Below are 19,211 nucleotides of genomic sequence, written 5' to 3'. Positions count from 1 at the left end.
ACGGCCGCGGGGGACGCGCATGACCTGGATGCTTTGGCTGGCGGGTGCCTCGACGGCCCTGCTGTTCGCGTATCTCGTCTTTGCGCTGCTGCGCGCGGAGGACATCGAATGAACGCGAACAACCTGTTGCAGACGCTGCTGTTCATCGTCGTGCTGCTCGCGGCGGCCGTGCCGGTCGCGCGCTACCTGACGGGCGTGATGGACGGCAGTTCGCGCGTCGTGCGCGTGTTCGGACCGCTCGAGCGCGCGCTGTACCGCATGGCCGGCGTCGACGCCGGCACCGAAATGAACTGGAAGCAGTATGCGATCGCCACGATCGCGTTCAACGCGCTCGGCGCGCTGTTCCTGTACGGCCTGCTGCGCCTGCAGGGCTTCCTGCCCGGCAACCCGCAGCAATTCGGCGCGATGACGGCCGACGGCGCATTCAACACGGCCGTCAGCTTCGTCACCAACACCAACTGGCAGGACTACTCGCCCGAACAGACCGTCAGCTACCTGACGCAGATGCTCGGCCTGACCGTGCAGAACTTCCTGTCGGCGGCGACCGGCATCGTCGTCGTGATCGCGCTGATCCGCGGCTTCGCGCGTCATACCGCGCAGACGATCGGCAACTTCTGGGTCGACCTCACGCGCGTGACGATGTACGTGCTCGTGCCGATGTCGGTGGTCATCGCCGCGCTGCTGATGAGCCAGGGCGTGATCCAGAACATGAAGGCGTATCAGGACGTGCCGGTGCTGCAGGCGAGCACGTATGCCGCGCCGAAGCTCGATGCGCAGGGCAACCCGGTGAAGGACGACAAGGGCAACCCGGTGACGGTGCCGACGCAGCTCGTGAAGCAGACGCTCGCGATGGGCCCGGTCGCGTCGCAGGAAGCGATCAAGATGCTCGGCACCAACGGTGGCGGCTTCTTCAACGCGAACTCGGCGCACCCGTACGAGAACCCGACGCCGTTCGCGAACTTCCTGCAGATCTTCTCGATCCTGATCATCCCGGCCGCGCTGTGTCTCGTGTTCGGCCGCGTGATCGGCGATCGCCGGCAGGGCATCGCGGTGCTGGCGGCGATGACGGTCGCATTCGTGATCGCGGTCGGCGTCGAGGTGAACGCGGAGCAGGCCGGCAACCCGACGCTCGCCGCGCTGCACGTCGACCAGTCGGCGAGCGCGCTGCAGCCGGGCGGCAACATGGAAGGCAAGGAAACCCGCTTCGGCATCGCACAGACCGGCATCTTCACGGTCGCGACGACCGCCGCGTCGTGCGGCGCGGTCGACACGATGCACGATTCGCTGACCCCGCTCGGCGGTCTCGTGCCGATGCTGCTGATGCAGCTCGGCGAGGTGATCTACGGCGGTGTCGGTTCCGGTCTCTACGGGATGCTCGTGTTCGCGCTGCTCGCGGTGTTCGTCGCCGGCCTGATGATCGGCCGCACGCCGGAATACGTCGGCAAGAAGATCGAGTCGTACGAGATGAAGATGGTGTCGATCGTCGTGCTGCTCACGCCGCTGCTCGTGCTGGTCGGCACGTCGATCGCGGTGCTGGCGGACGCGGGCAAGGCCGGCATCGCGAACCCGGGCCCGCACGGCTTCTCGGAAATCCTGTACGCGTTCAGCTCGGCGGCGAACAACAACGGCAGCGCGTTCGCGGGCCTGACGGTCGGCACGCCGTTCTACAACTGGATGACCGCGATCGCGATGTGGTTCGGCCGCTTCGGCACGATCGTGCCGGTGCTGGCGATCGCCGGCTCGCTCGCCGCGAAGAAGCGCATCGCGGTGACGAGCGGCACGCTGCCGACGCACGGCCCGCTGTTCGTCGTGCTGCTGCTCGGCACCGTGCTGCTGGTGGGCGCGCTGACCTACGTGCCGGCGCTCGCGCTCGGCCCGGGCGTCGAGCATCTGATGATGTGGCTGGGCGCGTGACGCGTGCCCGCATGGCGACACCTTGCAAAGACTGAAGAGATTGAAGAGATCGCAATGACTCAACATTCCGCAACACGGTCCATGTTCGATCCGGCGCTGCTGCGTCCGGCGATCGTGGACTCGTTCAAGAAACTCACGCCGCGCACGCAGTTCCGCAACCCGGTGATGTTCTGCGTGTACGTCGGCAGCATCCTGACCACGATCCTGTGGATCGCGGCGCTCGCCGGCCAGGCCGAGGCGCCGGCCGGCTTCATCCTCGCGATCGCGCTGTGGCTGTGGTTCACCGTGCTGTTCGCGAACTTCGCCGAAGCGCTCGCCGAAGGGCGTTCGAAGGCGCAGGCCGCATCGCTGCGCAGCGCGAAGAAGGACGTGATGGCGAAGAAGCTCAACGAGCCGCATCCGAAGTCGCCGATCCGCGTCACGACCGCCTCCGACCTGCGCAAGGGCGACGTCGTGCTGGTCGAGGCCGGCGACGTGATCCCGGCCGACGGCGAAGTCGTCGACGGCGTCGCATCGGTCGACGAATCGGCGATCACCGGCGAATCCGCGCCGGTGATCCGCGAATCGGGCGGCGACTTCTCGTCGGTGACGGGCGGCACGCGCGTGCTGTCCGACTGGATCGTCGTGAAGGTCACCGCGAACCCCGGCGAGGCGTTCCTCGACCGGATGATCGCGATGGTCGAAGGCGCGAAGCGCAAGAAGACGCCGAACGAGGTTGCGCTGACGATCCTGCTCGTCGCGCTGACGATCGTGATGCTGCTTGCAACGGCGACGCTGCTGCCGTTCTCGATGTTCTCGGTCGAAGCGATGAAGGCCGGCCACGTGGTGACGATCACCGCGCTCGTCGCGCTGCTGGTGTGCCTGATCCCGACGACGATCGGCGGGCTCCTGTCCGCGATCGGCGTGGCCGGGATGAGCCGGATGATGCAGGCGAACGTGATCGCGACGTCGGGCCGCGCGGTGGAAGCGGCCGGCGACGTCGACGTGCTGCTGCTCGACAAGACCGGCACGATCACGCTCGGCAACCGCCAGGCGTCGATGTTCGTGCCCGCGCCGGGCGTGAGCGAGGAAGCGCTGGCCGACGCCGCGCAGCTGTCGTCGCTCGCCGACGAAACGCCGGAAGGCCGCAGCATCGTCGTGCTCGCGAAGGAGCGCTTCAACATCCGCCAGCGCGACATGGCGCAACTGCATGCGACGTTCCTCGGTTTCTCCGCGCAGACGCGGATGAGCGGCGTCGATCTGCCCGGCCGCGAGATCCGCAAGGGCGCGGCCGATGCGATCCGCCGCTACGTCGAGACGCACGGCAGCCGCTTCCCGGAAGACGTGCGTCGCGCGGTCGACGACGTCGCGCGCCGCGGCAGCACGCCGCTCGTCGTGGCCGACCTGCATGACGGCGTCGCGCGCGTGCTGGGCGTGATCGAGCTGAAGGACATCGTGAAGGGCGGCATCAAGGAGCGCTTCGCGGAGCTGCGCAAGATGGGCATCAAGACCGTGATGGTGACGGGCGACAACCGGCTGACGGCCGCGGCGATCGCGGCGGAAGCGGGCGTCGACGATTTCCTCGCGGAAGCGACGCCGGAAACCAAGCTCGCGACGATCCGCGAACACCAGGCGGCCGGCCGGCTCGTCGCAATGACCGGCGACGGCACCAACGACGCGCCGGCGCTCGCGCAGGCCGACGTGGCGGTGGCGATGAACACCGGCACGCAGGCGGCGAAGGAAGCCGGCAACATGGTCGACCTCGATTCGAACCCGACCAAGCTGATCGAGATCGTCGAGATCGGCAAGCAGATGCTGATGACGCGCGGCTCGCTGACGACGTTCTCGATCGCGAACGACATCGCGAAGTACTTCGCGATCATCCCGGCCGCGTTCGTGACGACCTACCCGCAACTGCGCGTGCTCGACATCATGCACCTGACGTCGCCGGCATCCGCGATCCTGTCGGCGGTGATCTTCAACGCGCTGATCATCGTCGCGCTGATCCCGCTCGCGCTGAAGGGCGTCACCTACCGGCCGCTTGGCGCCGCGTCGCTGCTGCGCCGCAACCTGCTGGTGTACGGCCTCGGCGGCGTGCTGCTGCCGTTCCCGTTCATCAAGCTGATCGACATGACGCTCGCCGCGCTCGGCTGGGCCTGATGTGCCGCATTTGAAGGAACCATCATGAAAACGTTGATTCGCCCGCTCGTCGTGATCTTTGTCGTCCTGACCGTCGTGACGGGGCTCGCCTACCCGGCCGTGATGACCGTGTTCGGCCAGGCCGTGTTCCCGTCGCAGGCGAACGGCAGCCTGATCGAGAAGGACGGCAAGGCGGTCGGCTCCGCGCTGATCGGCCAGCCGTTCGATGCGCCGAAGTATTTCTGGGGCCGGCTGTCGGCCACGTCGCCGATGCCGTACAACGCGACCGGCTCCGGCGGCTCGAACCTCGGTCCGCTGAACCCGTCGCTCGCCGACCAGATGAAGGCGCGCATCGCCGCGCTGCGCGACGCGGGCACCGACATGTCGAAGCCCGTTCCGGCCGACCTCGTGACGGCGTCGGCGAGCGGCCTCGATCCGGAGATCACGCCGGCCGCCGCCGCATACCAGGTCGGGCGCGTCGCGAAGGCGCGCAACCTGACGGCCGACGCGGTGGCGCAACTGGTCGCCGCGAACACGACGGGCCGCCAGTTCGGCGTGCTCGGCGAGCCGCGCGTGAACGTGCTGAAGCTGAACCTCGCGCTCGACGCGGCGCAGGCCGCGCACTGAACGCGCGGCCGGGCTCCCGGCGCGGCAACCGGCGTCCGGCGCGGCCCGATCCGCGCCGGACGCGCTTTCCCGACGGCGCATGCGCCGTCTTTGCCTTTTGCGGCGATTTGGAACAACAATGACAGTACTCGTTCGCCATCCCGCGCTTCGCCTTCCTGACGCATGAACCGTCCCGATCCCGACCAACTCCTCGACAAGCTGCAGCGAGACGAAGAAAAGCAGCGGCGCGGCCAGCTCAAGATCTTCTTCGGCGCGTCCGCCGGCGTCGGCAAGACCTACGCGATGCTGCAGGCCGCGCGCCAGCGGCTGCAGGACGGTGTCGACGTCGTCGTCGGCATCGTCGAGACCCACGGCCGCAGCGAAACCGCCGCGCTGCTCGACGGTCTCGACGTGCTGCCGCTCGCACACATCGAGTATCGCGGCCGCACGCTCGCCGAATTCGATCTCGACGGCGGGCTCGCCCGTGCGCCGCAGCTGATCCTCGTCGACGAGCTCGCGCATTCGAACGTGCAGGGCGCGCGCCACCTGAAGCGCTGGCAGGACGTCTACGAACTGCTCGACGCGGGCATCGACGTGTACACCACCGTCAACGTCCAGCATCTCGAGAGCCTGAACGACGTGGTCGGCGCGATCACCGGCATTCGCGTGTGGGAGACCGTGCCCGACCGCGTGTTCGACGCGGCCGACGAGGTCACGCTGGTCGACCTGCCGGCCGAGGAACTGCTCGAGCGGATGCGCGACGGCAAGGTCTATCTCGCGCAGCAGGCCGAGCGCGCGGTGCGCAACTTCTTCCGCAAGGGCAACCTGATCGCGCTGCGCGAACTGGCGCTGCGCCGCACGGCCGACCGCGTCGACGCGCAGATGCGCGAGTACCGGGCCGACCGTTCGATCCAGCGCATCTGGCAGGCGCGCGAACGGCTGCTCGTGTGCGTCGGGCCCGGCCCCGAGGCGCCGACGCTCGTGCGCGCGGCCGCGCGGCTCGCCGCGAGCCTGAAGGCCGACTGGATCGCCGTGTACGTCGAGACGCCGCGGCTGCAGCGGCTGCCCGACGCGCGGCGGCAGCGCACGCTCGATGCGCTGAAGCTCGCGGCCGAGCTCGGCGCGGAGACGGCCACGCTCGCCGGCGACGACGCGGTCGCCGCGCTGATCGGCTATGCGAAGGTGCGCAACGTATCGAAGCTCGTCGCGGGCGGCTCGCCGAAGGTCGGGCTGGTGCGCCGCTTCGCGCGGCCGTTCGGCGAAAAGCTGGCCGAACGCGCGGGCGACGTCGACCTGATGCTGATCCGCGCGTCGGCGAGCGACGAGGTGCGCGCGACGCCGCTCGATGCGCGCGCGCGCGACTGGCGCGACGCGTTCGCGCAATTCGGCATGCGGCGTTCGCCGCCGCGGCACTACCTGTACGCGGCCGCGATCTGCGCGGCGATCACCGGCGTCGCGAACCTCGTGTCCGAGCGGCTCGACCTCACGAACCTCGTGATGCTGTACCTGCTCGGCGTCGTGTTCTCGGCCGTGCGGCTCGGGCGCGGCCCGGGCGTGCTGCAGTCGTTCCTGTCGGTCGCCGCGTTCGATTACTTCTTCGTGCCGCCGCGCATGTCGTTCTCGGTCAGCGACACGCAGTACCTGCTGACCTTCTTCGGGATGCTGCTGACGTCGCTCGTGATCAGCCACCTGACGTCGACGCTGACGCGCCAGGCGAGCATCGCGCAGCGCCGCGAGCGCCGCACCGGCGCGATCTACGCGATGGCGCGCGAGCTCGGCGCGGCGCTGACGACCGAGCAGATCGTCGAGATCGGCAGCCGTCACGTGGGCGAGGTGTTCCGCGCGCGCGTCGCGTTCCTGCTGCCCGACAGCGCCGACCAGGTGCGGCAGAAGATCGAGGAGCCCGACGCGGCCGTCACGCTGACGGGCGCGGATCTCGACAGCGACGTCGGCCAGTGGGTGTACGACCAGCAGAAGCCGGCCGGCCGCGGCACCGAAACGCTGCCCGCGACCGCCGCGCTGTACCTGCCGCTGAAGGCCCCGATGCGCACGCGCGGCGTGCTCGCGGTCGCGTCGCGCGAGCCGCGCGAGCTCGAGGTGCCCGAGCAGCAGCGGATGCTCGACGCGTTCGCCGCGCAGATCGCGCTCGCGCTCGAGCGCGTGCACTACGTCGAGATCGCGCGCGACGCGCTCGTCAACATGGAGTCCGAGCGGCTGCGCAACTCGCTGCTGTCGGCGATCTCGCACGACCTGCGCACGCCGCTCACGACGATCGTCGGCTTTTCGTCGATGCTCGCGAACGCGCGCGCGGCCGAAGCGCACACGCCGGCGACCGAACGGTCCGCGCAGCGCGAAGGCGAACTGGTCGACGCGATCCACGACGAGGCGCTGCGCATGACGGGCATCGTCACCAACCTGCTCGACATGGCGCGGCTGCAGGCCGGCAGCCTGCAGCTCAAGCGCCAGTGGTCGCTGCTCGAGGAAACCGTCGGCGCCGCGCTCGCCGCGTGCAAGCGCGTGCTCGCGCGCCATCCCGCGCGCGTGTCGCTGCCGGCCGACCTGCCGCTCCTGCAGATGGACGCGGTGCTGATGGAGCGCCTGTTCACCAACCTGTTCGAGAACGCGGCGAAGTACACGCCGGCCGACGCGCCGATCGACATCGGCGCCGAACGCGTGACCGACGACGGTCAGCCGTTCGTGCGCGTGCACGTCGACGATCACGGCCCGGGCCTGCCGGCCGGGATGGAAACGCGGATCTTCGACAAGTTCACGCGCGGCGAGAAGGAGTCGGCGACGCCGGGCATCGGGCTCGGCCTCGCGATCTGCCGCGCGATCGTCGAGGCGCATGGCGGTAGAATCGGCGCGCTCAACCGTACCGGGCCCGACGGCCGCGTGACGGGCGCGCGCTTCTGGTTCACGCTGCCGGTCGACACGCCGCCGGCCGTGCCTGCCGTACCCGACGACGAAATCGACGTGTCCGGCGCGTCGTCACCCTCAGAGCCATTGCCAGACCATGAGTGAACCGAGCCTGACCGTCGTCCTGATCGAGGACGAAAAACAGATCCGCCGTTTCGTGCGCGCCGCGCTCGAAGAGGAGGACATCGCCGTGTTCGAGGCGGAGACGGGCAAGCAGGGGCTGATCGACGCGGCGACCCGCAAGCCCGATCTCGTGATCGTCGACCTCGGCCTGCCCGATACCGACGGCCTCGACGTGATCCGCGAGCTGCGCGGCTGGTCCGAGGTGCCGGTGATCGTGCTGTCCGCGCGCACGCAGGAAGAGGAGAAGGTCGCCGCGCTCGATGCCGGCGCCGACGACTACCTGACCAAGCCGTTCGGCGTGTCCGAGCTGCGCGCGCGGATCCGCGCGCAACTGCGCCGGCGCAACCAGGGCGGCGCGAACGAGTCGCCGAAGGTGAGCTTCGGCACGGTGACCGTCGATCTCGCGCTCCGCCAGGTGTGGCGCGACGGCGAGATCGTGCACCTGACGCCGCTCGAGTACCGGCTGCTCGCGACGCTCGTGCGGCACGCGGGGCGCGTGCTCACGCACCGCCAGCTGCTGCGCGACGTGTGGGGGCCGTCGCACGTCGAGAGCCATCACTATCTGCGCATCTACATGGCGCATCTGCGCCAGAAGCTCGAGCGCGATCCCGCGCAGCCCGAGCACATCGTCACCGAAACGGGCGTCGGCTATCGGCTCGTCGGCGCTGCGTGACGTCCGCGGCGTGCCGCGCGATGCGGTCGGAATGCAAGGCCGCACGCCGGTGAAGTTGCAACGGCGCGACATTGCCGCCGCATGCGCCGGCCGCGTACACCGGCCGCGGATTCCCCGCTATGCTGACCGTTCCGCGAACGAAATCGAGGAGCGTGCAATGTCCGTCCGTCTGGTCGTCATCTGTGCGCTGGCGCTTGCTGCGCCCGGCGCGTTTGCGCAGCCGCTGCCGCCCGGGCAGCAGCCTTCCGCGCCGCAGCAGGCGCTCGCCAATCCCGCATCGGTCAATTGCGAGAAGCTCGGCGGCCGCCACGTGATCCGCAACCTGCCGCGCGGGCAGGTCGGCATGTGCATGTTCAAGGACGGCCGCGTGTGCGACGAATGGGCGCTGTACCGTGACGACCGCTGCGTCGGCGACGTCGGCGCGAAGCGCGTGTCGAACTGACACCGCGCGCGGCAGGGTGGGCGCGGCCGAGCCATGATGCTTCGGCCTGATCGCCTGATCGCCCGATCGCCCGATCACCCGATCACCCCGGCCCCCGGCCCCCGGCATCCGGCATCCGGCATCCGGCATCCGGCCCCCCGCATCAGGCATGCCCGTAAGCATCTTGTTATACTCGGCGCCGCCCGGGGACGACCCCGGGTCATTCGCTTCAACGGGGACGGCCCCATCCGATACGGAGTACGTCGAGATGGCGTGGATATGGTTGTCGATCGCCGGTTTGCTGGAGGTGGCCTGGGCGGCCGGCATGAAATCGTCCGAGGGTTTCACGAAGCTCGGACCGTCGGTGTTTACGATCGTGACGGCGCTCGCCAGCTTCGGGTTGCTCGCGGTCGCGATGCGCCAGTTGCCGCTCGGCACCGCGTATGCGGTGTGGACGGGCATCGGCGCGGTCGGCGCGTTCGTGTTCGGGATCGTGATGATGGGCGAGGCGCTCACCGCCGCCCGCGTCGCGAGCGCGTCGCTGATCGTGCTCGGGCTGATCGGCCTGAAGCTGTCGTCGGCCGCCTGACGCCGACGCGCCGGGCGCCGGCCGGCGTCCGCGCCCGGCCGTGACGCACTGCGGAATTGCGCCGGCCCGCTTGCCAGCCTGTCTATAATGGAACGCATTCGGGCCTGAATGCCGTTGTGCCGTTCGCGGCAGGCGGCGCCGGTCGCCACGCGCCGCGCGGCCGGTCATACCGACTCGATCCGATCAATCGGCAAAGCGCACGGAAAGTGCAAGGAGAGGGCCATGATCGAAGCCATTTCGCTCGGCGCGGGGCTCGCGTGGGCGAGCGGGCTGCGCCTTTATCTGACGGTGCTGATCGCCGGCGTGCTCGCGCGGGTCGGCTGGCTCCATCTGCCGGACACGCTGGCCGTCCTGACCTCGCCGTGGGTCATCGGCGCCGCCGGCGTGCTCGCCGTCACCGAATTCCTTGCCGACAAGATTCCCGCGTTCGATTCGCTGTGGGACGCCGTGCACACCTTCATCCGCATTCCGGCCGGCGCGGTGCTGGCCGCCGGTGCGCTCGGCCATGCCGATCCGACCGTGCTCGCGGTCGCCGGGCTGGCCGGCGGTTCGCTCGCCGGTGCCGCGCACGTCGCGAAGGCCGGCACGCGCGCGCTGATCAACCTGTCTCCCGAACCGATCTCGAACTGGGTCGCCTCGTCCACCGAGGACGGGCTCGTGTTCGGCGGCCTCGCACTCGCGTTCTTCGTTCCGCTCGCGTTCCTCGTGCTGCTCGCGGCCTTCATCGCGGCGTCGGCCTGGGCGCTGCCGCGGCTGTGGCGCGGCGTGTCGGGCGGGTTCCGCGGGATGGCGAACCACATGGTGTCGCGACTCAACTCGATCGGGGGCAAGCGCGATTGAAGGCGCCGTCACCCGCCGAGCGGCAGCACGCTGACCCGTCGCCGGCCGGGCGGCCCGGCCATGCCGGCCGCTTCGGCTGGCACGACCTGATCCGCCAGGCCGCGCGGATGACCGCGCGCGACTGGCGTGCCGGCGAACTGACGCTGCTGGTGCTGGCGCTGGTGCTCGCGGTCGCCGCGCTGACGAGCGTCGGTTTTCTCGCCGACCGGTTGCGCCAGGGGCTCGAGCGCGACGCGCGCCAGATGCTGGGTGCCGATTTCGTCGTGCGTGCCGACCATCCCGTCGATCCGTCGTTCGACCGCGAGGCGCGCGCACTCGGGCTGCGCACCGCAACCACCGCGATCTTCCCGAGCATGATCGCGTCGGCCGCCGGCGGGCAGGCGAGCGACGCGGCGCCCGCGCGCCTCGCGGCCGTGAAGGCCGTGTCGCCCGGGTATCCGCTGCGCGGCGCGGTCGAGATCGTACCGGCCGGCGCGACCGCCGCGCACAAGGCGGCCGCGATTCCCGCGCCCGGCACCGTGTGGGCCGATCCCGTGCTGCTCGATGCCTTGCATCTGAAAGCGGGGGACACCGTGCGCGTCGGGTTGCGCACGTTCACGGTCGCCGCGTCGATCTCCCGCGAACTCGATCGCGGGTTCTCGTTCGTCAATTTCTCGCCGCGGCTGATGATGCGCGCGGACGAGCTCGCCGCGACGGGGCTCACCGGTTACGGCAGCCGCGTCACGTACCGGCTGCTGGTCGCCGGCGACACACCGGCCGTCGCGCGCTTCGAGACCTACGCGCACGGGCGCGTCGATGGCGGCAAGCTGCGCGGCGTCGGCCTCGAATCGCTGCAGGAAGGCCAGCCGCAGGTGCGCCAGACGCTCGATCGCGCGCGCCATTTCCTGACGCTCGTCGCGCTCCTGACCGCGCTGCTCGCGGCGGTCGCGATCGCGATGGCCGCGCAGCGCTACATGCGGCGCCATCTGGACGGCTGCGCGACGATGCGTTGCCTCGGCGTGAGCCGCCGCACGCTCGGTGCGCTGTTCGCGCTCGAATTCGCCGGCATCGGCATCGTCTCGGGCGTCGCCGGCGCGGTGCTCGGCTACGGCGGCCACTGGGCGCTCCTCGCGGCGCTCGGCGGCCTGATCGACGTCGTGCTGCCGCCGCCGACGCTTTGGCCCGCGCTCGTCGGTATCGGCGCCGCGCTCGTGCTGCTGCTCGGCTTCGCGCTGCCGCCGCTCGCGCCGCTCACCCGCGTGCCGCCGGTACGCGTGCTGCGGCGCGACTGGGGTGATGCGTCGCGCATCGCGTGGGCCGCGTATGCGGTCGGCGTCGTGCTGTTCGCCGGGCTGCTGATCGTCGCGGCGGGCAACCTGAAGCTGGGGCTGATCGTCGCGGGCGGGTTCGCGGGCGCGCTGGTCGGTTTCTCGCTGATCGCGCGGCTCGTGCTGTACGCGGCGGCGCGTGCGGTGCGCAATGCGCGCGTGGCGGCGGGCATCGGCTGGCGTTACGCGCTCGCGTCGCTGCACCGGCGCGGCACGGCGAGCGCGCTGCAGATCACCGCGCTCGCGCTGGGGCTGATGTGCCTGCTGCTGATCGCGATCACGCGCAACGACCTCGTCGCCGGCTGGCGGCAGTCGACGCCGCCTGATGCGCCGAACCAGTTCCTGATCGACATCCAGCCCGACCAGCGCGACGACGTCGCGGCCTATCTGGCCGCACACGGCGTGCGCGACGCGGTGCCCGCGCCGATGGTGCGCGGCCGGCTCGTCTCGATCAACGGCAAGCCCGTGAACCCCGACGCGTATCCGTCCGACGAGGCGCGCCGGCTCGTCGACCGCGAGTTCAACCTGTCATATACGACCGAGCTGCCGTCCGACAACCGGATCGTCGACGGCGACTGGTTCGGCACCGCGGCCACGCCGCAGATCTCGATCGAGGCCGGTCTCGCCAAGACGCTGAACGTGAAGCCAGGCGATACGCTGCGCTTCGACGTGACCGGGCTGACGGTCGACGCGCCGATCACCAGCGTGCGCAAGCTCGACTGGGGCTCGTTCCGCGTCAACTTCTTCGTGCTGATGCCGCCGCCGGTGCTGAAGGATTTCCCGTCCGTGTACCTGACGAGCTTTCATTTGCCGGCATCGGACGCCGCGCTGCTCGATCCGCTGATCGCGCGCTACCCGAACCTGACCGCGATCGACGTCGCGCCGATCCTCGCGCAGCTGCAGCGGATGATGCTGCAGGTGGTCGGCGCGGTGCAGTTCCTGTTTGCGTTCACGCTCGCGGCGGGCGTGCTCGTGCTGTATACGGCGCTCGCCGGTTCGCGCGACGAGCGTGTGCGCGAGGCCGCGCTGCTGCGCGCACTCGGTGCGTCGCGCGCGCAGGTCAATGCGGTGCAGCGCGCGGAATTCATCGTCGTCGGCGCGCTGGCCGGCGCACTGGCGTCGGCGGGCGCGATCGCGGTCGGCTGGGTGCTCGCGTCGCGCGTGTTCGAGTTCCGGCTCGCCGTCGATCCGTGGCTCGTGCCGGCCGGCATCGCGGCCGGCGTCGCGTGTGCCGGTGCGGCCGGCTGGCTGAGCCTGCATAATGTGTTGCGGCGCCCGGCGCTGCAGTCGCTGCGCGACGCCTGAGCGTCGCCGGCGGCCCCGACTATCCCGTTTCCGATTATCCGTATGACCGATGTGAATGATGATGCGCCGTCGCAGCCGACGGCGTTCGAGCTCGTGGGCGGCGAAGCCCGTGTGCGCGAAATGGTGGACCGCTTTTACGACCTGATGGACCTCGAGCCCGAGTTCGCGGAGATTCGCGCGCTGCATCCGGCGTCGCTCGACGGCTCGCGCGACAAGCTGTTCTGGTTCCTGTGCGGCTGGCTCGGCGGCCCCGATCACTACATCAGCCGGTTCGGTCATCCGCGGCTGCGCGCACGGCACCTGCCGTTCCCGATCGCGTCGGCCGGGCGCGATCAGTGGCTGCGCTGCATGGCGTGGGCGATGGAGGACATCGGGTTGCCCGAGCCGTTACGCGAGCGGCTCATGCATTCGTTTTACGACACGGCCGACTGGATGCGCAACCGGCCCGGTTGATCGACCGGTACGCCGCTGTCCGGACGCCGGACGAACTGCGTCTGGGCGGCCGGTCCGGTGCGGCGCGACACTCATCGTTTCCCCACCGATACGAGGCTCGCCCGATGATGACCACCCAGGCCCTGTTTCGCGAAGATGCCTATCTGACGCAATGCGAGGCCGTCGTCGCGGCCGTCGGCGATGACGGCATCCGGCTCGACCGCACCGTGTTCTATCCGCTCGGCGGCGGGCAGGCCGGCGACAGCGGCACGCTGACGCTGCCCGACGGCAGCACGATCGCGATCGCCGACACACGCAAGGCGAAGTTCGAAGGCGCGACGCCCGACGATGCCGTGCACGTGCCCGAGGCGGGCCAGGACGCGCGCGTCGCGGCGCTCGCACCCGGCGCGCGCGTGGTGGCGGACATCGACTGGCTGCGCCGCTACCGGCGCATGCGGCTGCATACGGCCGCGCACCTGATGTGCGCGGTGCTGCCGTACCCGGTCGACGGCTGCAGCGTGACGACCGACTACGTACGGCTCGATTTCGCGACGTCGGACGCGATCGACCGTGTCGACGTCGAGCGCCGTCTCGCGGCGCTGGTTCACGGCGCGCATGCGGTCACGACCGAATGGATCACCGACGCGGAGATGGCCGAGCGGCCCGAACTCGTGCGCACGATGAGCGTGAAGCCGCCGCTCGGGCTGGGCCGTGTGCGGCTGCTGCGCATCGAAGGCGTCGATCTGCAGCCGTGCGGCGGCACGCACGTGCGCAATACGTCGGAAATCGGCGACCTGCGGGTCGCCAGACTTGAAAAGAAGAGCGCGCGGACACGGCGCCTCGTACTGGAGTTTGCATGACGATCGACAACCTGACGGACAGCGCCGCGGCGCTCGATCCGCAAGCACGCGAGATTCTCGATTTCTGGTTCGGCGAGCCGGATTCGGCGGAGTTCGGCCGCGCGCGCAAGGTGTGGTTCAACGGCGGTGCGGCGTTCGACGACGTGCTGCGTGTGCGCTACGGCGCCTTGCTCGACGCCGCGTGCGACGGCGCCCACGATCGCTGGGCCGGCACGCCGCTCGGCGCGCTCGCGCTGATCGTGGTCCTCGACCAGTTCTCGCGCAACATTCATCGCGGCACGCCACGTGCGTTCGCCGCCGATCCGAAGGCGCTGGCGATCGCGCGGCGCGTCGTCGCGGCCGGGTGGGACGCGCAATTGCCGAGCGGCCATCACCGCGCGTTTGCATACCTGCCGTTCGAGCATGACGAGTCGGACGAGAGCCAGCGCGAGGCCGTGCGGCTGTGCGTGGGCATTCGCGGCGAGGCCGGGTGTGCGAGCTATCACGACTTCGCGTTGCGTCATGCGGCCGTGGTCGAGCGCTTCGGCCGTTTCCCGCACCGGAACGCGATTCTCGGCCGTGCGTCGACCGACGAGGAGGCGGCATTCCTGCGCGAGCCGGGTTCGTCGTTTTGACCCGTGGGGTGAGGTGCGGCGTGAAGCCGCGCTCGCGCGCCGCTTGCCCGGCCTTCCGGAGATGACGGCGGCGCCGTTTCGCGGCGCCGCCTTGCATTACTGCGCTTCGTGCTCGTCGGGCGTGCGCACGTAGACGCGCAGCAGTTCCTCGTCGTCGCCCGGGCGCGCGCCGGTCCAGAACAGTTTCCATTCGCTGCCCGGCGCCGGATCGACGGCCCGCACGCCCTGGACGATCATCCACGTGCAGCGCGTGGTCTTCGCATCGTCGATCGGCGTGTGCTGGATACCGGAGAAGTAGTACAGCATCGGCGCTTCCGATTCGCCGAGCCCGTGCAGGCTCGCCATGCAGTCGCCGTCGCTCCATTCGAGCGCGAGATGCGCGTTCAGGTCGTCGAACACCGACCGGTAGCTCTTCGCGACGTCGAGCCACGGCAGCAGCAGCGTATACACGAGACCCCATGCGACCAAGCCGCCAGCGCCCCACGACAGCGCGCCGCGCCACCGGCCGGTCGTGCGCAGCTTCGGCAGCAGCCACAGCCAGCCGGCCGTCAGCGCGAGTGCGCCGATCACGAACCCGGGCACGATCGGCATCGTCCAGTCGAGCGGCAGCCAGCGGCCAAGCGGCGCGAGATTCGCACGCGATGCACCCGGATCGGCCATCACCGCCCAGATCACCCACGCGAGTGCGACGACGGCGCCGAACAGCAGGCGGCTCAGGTAGTCCCATGCGAGATGCAGCCCGCGCGGCAGGCGCTCGATCGCCTGCGCGGCGACCAGCGCGAGCGGCGCGAAGAACGGCAGGATGTAGAGCTGGCGCGAGGTCGCGGACACTTGCAGCACCGCGAGGCCGATTCCGGCGAACAGCACGGGCAGCGCGATGCGCGGCGTGCGCCAGTCGCGCCATGCGCCGCGCGCCAGCGCGACGATCGCGAGCGGCGCGACCGGGAAACCGAGCAGCAGGAACGCACGCAGGATAAAGAACGGCTTGTCGTTTTCCGCGCCGAGCTCGGGCACCGAGAAACCGAAGAAGCGGCCGACGTTGTTGTCCCAGAACCACGTCATGAACAGCGTCTCGGAACGCAGGAACAGCGCGGTCGGCCAGATGAGCGCGAACGGTGCGAACACCAGCGCGGCGACGCCGAGCGAGCGTGCGAACGCGCGCGTCCGGCAGGCGGGGTAGAGCACCAGCGCGCCCGTGAGCGTGGCCGCGAACACGAGCGGTACGAACAGCCCCTTCGCCATCAGCGCGATGCCGACGCCCGCGCCGAAGATCGGCGCGGCCCAGCGGCCGGACGGCCGCACCGGCAGCCCGTGCCGCATCTGCCGCGCGCGCGCGACGTGCTGGATCACGAGTTCGAGCAGGCCGCAGAAGCCCATCGCGGTGCCGGCGAACAGCGCGACGTCCGTCATCATGTCGTGCAGGTGCTTGATCACGACGAGCGTGCCCGCGCTCAGGACGACGGGGCCGATCACGCGCAGGTCGAGCCAGCTGTCGGCCCGGCTGGCGCTGCGTGCCGCGCGAGCGATGAAACCGAACGCGAGCGCCGCGAACAACGCGCTCGCGAGCCGTGCCGCGTCGTGTAGCGGCATCACCCGCTGCAGCAGCCATGCGAGGCTCGTCGCGACCCACGCGTAGAGCGGGGGCTTTTCCATGAACGGCAGGCCGGCATTGGTCGGCACGACGAAGTCGCCGGTCTCGAGCATGTGCTGGATGATGCCGAACGTATAGGTTTCGTCCTGCTTCCACGGATCGTGGCCGAGCACGCCCGGCAGCGTATACGCACAGACCAGCGCGGCAACCAGCAGCCAGACGCGCCAGCCGAGCCGGAGGGCGCGATCGCGGGCGGCGTTCGTCGCGGTGGCGCCGGCCGCGGCGGGCGTGCCGGCGGCATTGAGCGCCGCGCTGAGGTCGGGATCGGCGGCTGATCGGGCGGGCGTGGCCGAAGCGGGCACGGACGTGCGTCGCCGGCCGGGCGCTGCGGTTCCTGGCATGGAAAAGATCTCGGTCGGGTCAAGCCGGTCCGGCGACATGGGCCGGGACCATTAAGGGTCGCATCGAGGCGAAATGACAGTCGGATGACCGGCTGTTTTGGCTGGCGCTAGTAGAGCACGGAACTGTTACGGATGTTTACAGAAATGGTCACGATATTGTGGAGATTTGTGGTGTCGTGACCATGGACTGCTTCAGTCGGTCCGTTTTGCCGCCTTTTGCGGCGCGATTACCGGCCCCCGCCGACGTCGAGCAGGGCGCCCGTCGTATATGACGCCGCGTCGCCCAGCAGCCAGACGATCGCTTCGGCGATCTCCTGCGCTTCGCCCGCGCGGCCGAGCGGTGTCTGCGCGCCGAGGCGCGCCGCGCGGCCCGGCTGGCCGCCGCTCGCATGGATTTCGGTCTCGATCAGGCCGGGGCGCACCGCGTTGACGCGCACGCCGTGCGGGCCGAGTTCCTTCGCGAGGCCGATCGTCAGCGAATCGACCGCGCCTTTTGAGCCTGCGTAGTCGACGTATTCGTTCGGCGAACCGAGCCGGGACGCGATCGACGACACGTTGACGATCGTGCCGCCGCGCCCGCCGCGATCGGTGGACAGCCGGCGCGCGGCTTCGCGCGCGCACAGGTAGGCGCCGAGCACGTTGGTATCGAACATCCGCCGCAGCCGGTCGACCGGCATGTCGGCGAGCGGCATCGATGGCGCGACGATCCCCGCGTTGTTGACGAGCGCGTCGAGGCGACCGAACGCCGCCGCGACGGTGTCGAACATCGCGATGACGTCCGCTTCGTTCGCGACGTCGCCGGCGACGACGCACGCGCGTGCGCCGGCGTCGCGAACGCCTTGCGCGGTCAGTTCGGCAGCCGCCGCGTCGCGCGCGTAGTTGATGCCGACGTCCCAGCCGCGCTCGGCCGCGAGCACGGCGGTCGCGCGGCCGATGCCGCGACTCGCGCCGGTAATGAGGACGACCCGGCGCTCGGACTGTGCTGGCATCGCGTGCGGCTCCCGATGAGTGTTACTTGGCCGCGTCGGACGCCCACTTGTCGCGGACGGGCGGCTGGTAGCGGCGCAGCTGTTCGATCAGTGCGACCGGATCGGAGTCGATGCACAGCGCGTCGAAGTAGGCCGGGCGCATGAAGCCTTCGTCGACCGTATGGCGCAGCAGCGCGATCAGCGGATCGTAGAACGAATCGATGTTGTACACCGCGACGGGCTTGCGGTGATAGCCGAGCTGCGCCCACGTATAGACCTCGAACAGTTCCTCGAGCGTGCCGGCGCCGCCGGGCATCGCGACGAAGGCGTCCGAGAGGTCGGCCATCATCTTCTTGCGGTGGTGCATGTCGGGCACGACGTGCAGCTCGGACAGCCCGGTATGGCCGACTTCCTTGTCGACGAGCAGCTCGGGGATCACGCCGACCGCGCGGCCGCCGGCCGCCATCACTTCATCGGCGATCACGCCCATCAGGCCGACGCGGCCGCCGCCGTAGACGAGCGTGAGGCCCGCATCGACGAGTGCGCGGCCGAATGCGCGCGCGGCGTCCGCATAGACGGGCCGCACGCCGGGTGACGAGCCGCAGTAAACACAGACTGCCTTCATTGTTTCGTATCCTTCGCGGCGGGCCTGGCGGTGACCGGGCTGCCGGCGGGGCGCGGGGAACCGTCGCGCGGCGGCAGGTAGTCGGTGAACTGGCGCTTGGGCAGCTTGCCGGAGACGAGATCGTCGAACAGCTGGCGCGAACGGCCGCGCAGGTACGGGGCCATGACCGAGATCACGTGCATGCTCACCTGGTGCAGCTCCTCGCGGATCGCGTCCTGGTCGTTGTACTTGCGCGGGTGCATCACGTACTGATACGACAGCCAGTACGTCGAGATCACGGCCATGTTGGTGGCGATGACTTCGATCTCGGCGGGCGTCGCGACCATTTCGGCATCCGACACGAGCAGCTCGCACATGTCGTGCGCGAAGCGCACCTTGTGGCTGATGATCTGCTTGAAGTGCGTCTCGAGCGTGCGGTTGCGCGCGAGCAGGTCGTTGAGGTCGCGATACAGGAACCGGTAGGTCCACATGAAGTCGGCCATGTACTGCAGGTACGACCAGGTCTCGTCGATCGTCGGACGGTGATCGTCGGGGAAGCGCAGCCGCCGTTCGATCTGCTGCTCGAACTGCGCGAAGATGCTGTTGATGATGTCGTCCTTGTTGCGGAAATGGTAGTACAGGTTGCCTGGACTGATTTCCATTTCCTCGGCGATCGTCGTGGTCGTGACGTTCGGCTCGCCGATCTCGTTGAAGAGTTTCAACGACAACTCGAGAATCCGTTCGCGGGTGCGGCGGGGAGGTTTCGCTTCCATGTCGTCCGGCCCTGTGTGTGCCGGACTGGCGGGCGCTGCAATCGATGCTGCGAGATTCGTCCGGCGCGGGTTGCTGTTCTAAGTCTGGCGGACGATTATAAACCGCTGTTTCCTTACAACGGGCGCATTTCGTGATCGCGATGCGTTCGACGCATG

General features: G+C 69.7%; 17 protein-coding genes. 13 read left to right on the top strand and 4 right to left on the bottom strand.

Translation table 11 applies throughout. The features are described 5' to 3' along the window. Positions 1–19 precede the first annotated feature (19 nt). The 13 genes from kdpF to U5771_RS13575 all read left to right on the top strand — a co-directional run bounded on the left by kdpF (position 20) and on the right by U5771_RS13575 (position 14,718). Positions 20–112, top strand: a complete 93-nt coding sequence (kdpF, locus tag U5771_RS13635; RefSeq protein ID WP_006752209.1) for a K(+)-transporting ATPase subunit F — start codon at positions 20–22, stop codon at positions 110–112. Further along, positions 109–1,914, top strand: coding sequence for a potassium-transporting ATPase subunit KdpA (gene kdpA / locus U5771_RS13630; protein WP_322024459.1), 1,806 nt, complete (start codon positions 109–111; stop codon positions 1,912–1,914). Before kdpF ends, kdpA begins: the two co-directional genes overlap by 4 nt. Positions 1,915–1,968: 54 nt before the next feature. Further along, positions 1,969–4,053: a potassium-transporting ATPase subunit KdpB gene (kdpB, locus tag U5771_RS13625; protein WP_322024458.1), complete on the top strand. Its 2,085-nt coding sequence runs from the start codon at positions 1,969–1,971 to the stop codon at positions 4,051–4,053. A 24-nt stretch (positions 4,054–4,077) separates the two neighbouring features. Beyond that, complete coding sequence (gene kdpC / locus U5771_RS13620; protein WP_322024457.1) at positions 4,078–4,659, top strand: potassium-transporting ATPase subunit KdpC; 582 nt, start codon at positions 4,078–4,080, stop codon at positions 4,657–4,659. A gap of 162 nt (positions 4,660–4,821) precedes the next feature. Further along, positions 4,822–7,659 (top strand): DUF4118 domain-containing protein, encoded by a 2,838-nt coding sequence (locus U5771_RS13615; RefSeq protein WP_322024456.1) that lies wholly within the window; start codon positions 4,822–4,824, stop codon positions 7,657–7,659. Continuing rightward, the gene (gene kdpE, locus U5771_RS13610; protein WP_322024455.1) at positions 7,652–8,350 is read left to right on the top strand and encodes a two-component system response regulator KdpE; all 699 of its coding nucleotides are present in this window, start codon (positions 7,652–7,654) and stop codon (positions 8,348–8,350) included. Before U5771_RS13615 ends, kdpE begins: the two co-directional genes overlap by 8 nt. 157 nt (positions 8,351–8,507) lie before the next feature. Beyond that, the gene (locus tag U5771_RS13605) at positions 8,508–8,792 is read left to right on the top strand and encodes a DUF333 domain-containing protein (protein ID WP_322024454.1); all 285 of its coding nucleotides are present in this window, start codon (positions 8,508–8,510) and stop codon (positions 8,790–8,792) included. A gap of 247 nt (positions 8,793–9,039) precedes the next feature. Next, positions 9,040–9,360 carry a quaternary ammonium compound efflux SMR transporter SugE gene (sugE, locus tag U5771_RS13600; RefSeq protein WP_322024453.1) on the top strand — a complete coding sequence of 107 codons (321 nt, stop codon included), beginning with the start codon at positions 9,040–9,042 and terminating at the stop codon, positions 9,358–9,360. A 222-nt stretch (positions 9,361–9,582) separates the two neighbouring features. Beyond that, positions 9,583–10,200 carry a DUF4126 domain-containing protein gene (locus tag U5771_RS13595; protein ID WP_322024452.1) on the top strand — a complete coding sequence of 206 codons (618 nt, stop codon included), beginning with the start codon at positions 9,583–9,585 and terminating at the stop codon, positions 10,198–10,200. Positions 10,201–10,307: 107 nt separating this feature from the next. Then, positions 10,308–12,812, top strand: a complete 2,505-nt coding sequence (locus U5771_RS13590) for an ABC transporter permease (RefSeq protein WP_322024536.1) — start codon at positions 10,308–10,310, stop codon at positions 12,810–12,812. Positions 12,813–12,854: 42 nt separating this feature from the next. Continuing rightward, entirely contained in the window at positions 12,855–13,265 is a 411-nt protein-coding gene (locus tag U5771_RS13585; protein WP_322024451.1) for a group II truncated hemoglobin, read from the top strand. 107 nt (positions 13,266–13,372) lie between these two features. Further along, positions 13,373–14,104 (top strand): alanyl-tRNA editing protein, encoded by a 732-nt coding sequence (locus U5771_RS13580; RefSeq protein ID WP_322024535.1) that lies wholly within the window; start codon positions 13,373–13,375, stop codon positions 14,102–14,104. Next, positions 14,101–14,718 carry a DUF924 family protein gene (locus tag U5771_RS13575; protein ID WP_322024450.1) on the top strand — a complete coding sequence of 206 codons (618 nt, stop codon included), beginning with the start codon at positions 14,101–14,103 and terminating at the stop codon, positions 14,716–14,718. Before U5771_RS13580 ends, U5771_RS13575 begins: the two co-directional genes overlap by 4 nt. A gap of 96 nt (positions 14,719–14,814) precedes the next feature. On the opposite strand, the gene U5771_RS13570 is transcribed toward U5771_RS13575, so the two are convergent. From U5771_RS13570 to U5771_RS13555, 4 genes are all read right to left on the bottom strand, one after another. Further along, positions 14,815–16,710, bottom strand: coding sequence for a glycosyl transferase (locus U5771_RS13570; protein WP_322024449.1), 1,896 nt, complete (start codon positions 16,708–16,710; stop codon positions 14,815–14,817). Positions 16,711–16,937: 227 nt separating this feature from the next. Further along, positions 16,938–17,699 carry an SDR family oxidoreductase gene (locus U5771_RS13565; protein ID WP_322024448.1) on the bottom strand — a complete coding sequence of 254 codons (762 nt, stop codon included), beginning with the start codon at positions 17,697–17,699 and terminating at the stop codon, positions 16,938–16,940. A gap of 22 nt (positions 17,700–17,721) precedes the next feature. Continuing rightward, a complete protein-coding gene (locus U5771_RS13560; RefSeq protein WP_322024447.1) occupies positions 17,722–18,303 on the bottom strand; it encodes a TIGR00730 family Rossman fold protein in 582 nt (193 codons plus the stop codon). After that, on the bottom strand, positions 18,300–19,055 hold the full coding sequence (locus U5771_RS13555) for a TetR/AcrR family transcriptional regulator (protein ID WP_322024446.1): 756 nt from the start codon (positions 19,053–19,055) through the stop codon (positions 18,300–18,302). Before U5771_RS13555 ends, U5771_RS13560 begins: the two co-directional genes overlap by 4 nt. Between the last annotated feature and the right edge of the window lie 156 nt (positions 19,056–19,211).

Source organism: Burkholderia sp. BCC1977, assembly GCF_905339595.1.
Classification (GTDB): Bacteria; Pseudomonadota; Gammaproteobacteria; order Burkholderiales; family Burkholderiaceae; genus Burkholderia.
The sequence above is the reverse complement of the archived record's forward strand: the minus strand, read 5'-3'. Positions and strand labels throughout refer to the sequence as shown.

What these genes read in the sequence shown, in the direction of transcription:
- U5771_RS13555 (WP_322024446.1), bottom strand. Translation starts at nt 19,055, where the DNA reads ATGGAAGCGAAACCTCCCCGCCGCACCCGCGAACGGATTCTCGAGTTG.
- U5771_RS13575 (WP_322024450.1), top strand. Translation starts at nt 14,101, where the DNA reads ATGACGATCGACAACCTGACGGACAGCGCCGCGGCGCTCGATCCGCAA.
- U5771_RS13605 (WP_322024454.1), top strand. Translation starts at nt 8,508, where the DNA reads ATGTCCGTCCGTCTGGTCGTCATCTGTGCGCTGGCGCTTGCTGCGCCC.
- U5771_RS13560 (WP_322024447.1), bottom strand. Translation starts at nt 18,303, where the DNA reads ATGAAGGCAGTCTGTGTTTACTGCGGCTCGTCACCCGGCGTGCGGCCC.
- sugE (WP_322024453.1), top strand. Translation starts at nt 9,040, where the DNA reads ATGGCGTGGATATGGTTGTCGATCGCCGGTTTGCTGGAGGTGGCCTGG.
- U5771_RS13565 (WP_322024448.1), bottom strand. Translation starts at nt 17,699, where the DNA reads ATGCCAGCACAGTCCGAGCGCCGGGTCGTCCTCATTACCGGCGCGAGT.
- kdpA (WP_322024459.1), top strand. Translation starts at nt 109, where the DNA reads ATGAACGCGAACAACCTGTTGCAGACGCTGCTGTTCATCGTCGTGCTG.
- kdpF (WP_006752209.1), top strand. Translation starts at nt 20, where the DNA reads ATGACCTGGATGCTTTGGCTGGCGGGTGCCTCGACGGCCCTGCTGTTC.
- U5771_RS13590 (WP_322024536.1), top strand. Translation starts at nt 10,308, where the DNA reads ATGACCGCGCGCGACTGGCGTGCCGGCGAACTGACGCTGCTGGTGCTG.
- U5771_RS13570 (WP_322024449.1), bottom strand. Translation starts at nt 16,710, where the DNA reads ATGCCAGGAACCGCAGCGCCCGGCCGGCGACGCACGTCCGTGCCCGCT.
- U5771_RS13585 (WP_322024451.1), top strand. Translation starts at nt 12,855, where the DNA reads ATGACCGATGTGAATGATGATGCGCCGTCGCAGCCGACGGCGTTCGAG.
- kdpE (WP_322024455.1), top strand. Translation starts at nt 7,652, where the DNA reads ATGAGTGAACCGAGCCTGACCGTCGTCCTGATCGAGGACGAAAAACAG.
- kdpC (WP_322024457.1), top strand. Translation starts at nt 4,078, where the DNA reads ATGAAAACGTTGATTCGCCCGCTCGTCGTGATCTTTGTCGTCCTGACC.
- kdpB (WP_322024458.1), top strand. Translation starts at nt 1,969, where the DNA reads ATGACTCAACATTCCGCAACACGGTCCATGTTCGATCCGGCGCTGCTG.
- U5771_RS13615 (WP_322024456.1), top strand. Translation starts at nt 4,822, where the DNA reads ATGAACCGTCCCGATCCCGACCAACTCCTCGACAAGCTGCAGCGAGAC.
- U5771_RS13595 (WP_322024452.1), top strand. Translation starts at nt 9,583, where the DNA reads ATGATCGAAGCCATTTCGCTCGGCGCGGGGCTCGCGTGGGCGAGCGGG.
- U5771_RS13580 (WP_322024535.1), top strand. Translation starts at nt 13,373, where the DNA reads ATGACCACCCAGGCCCTGTTTCGCGAAGATGCCTATCTGACGCAATGC.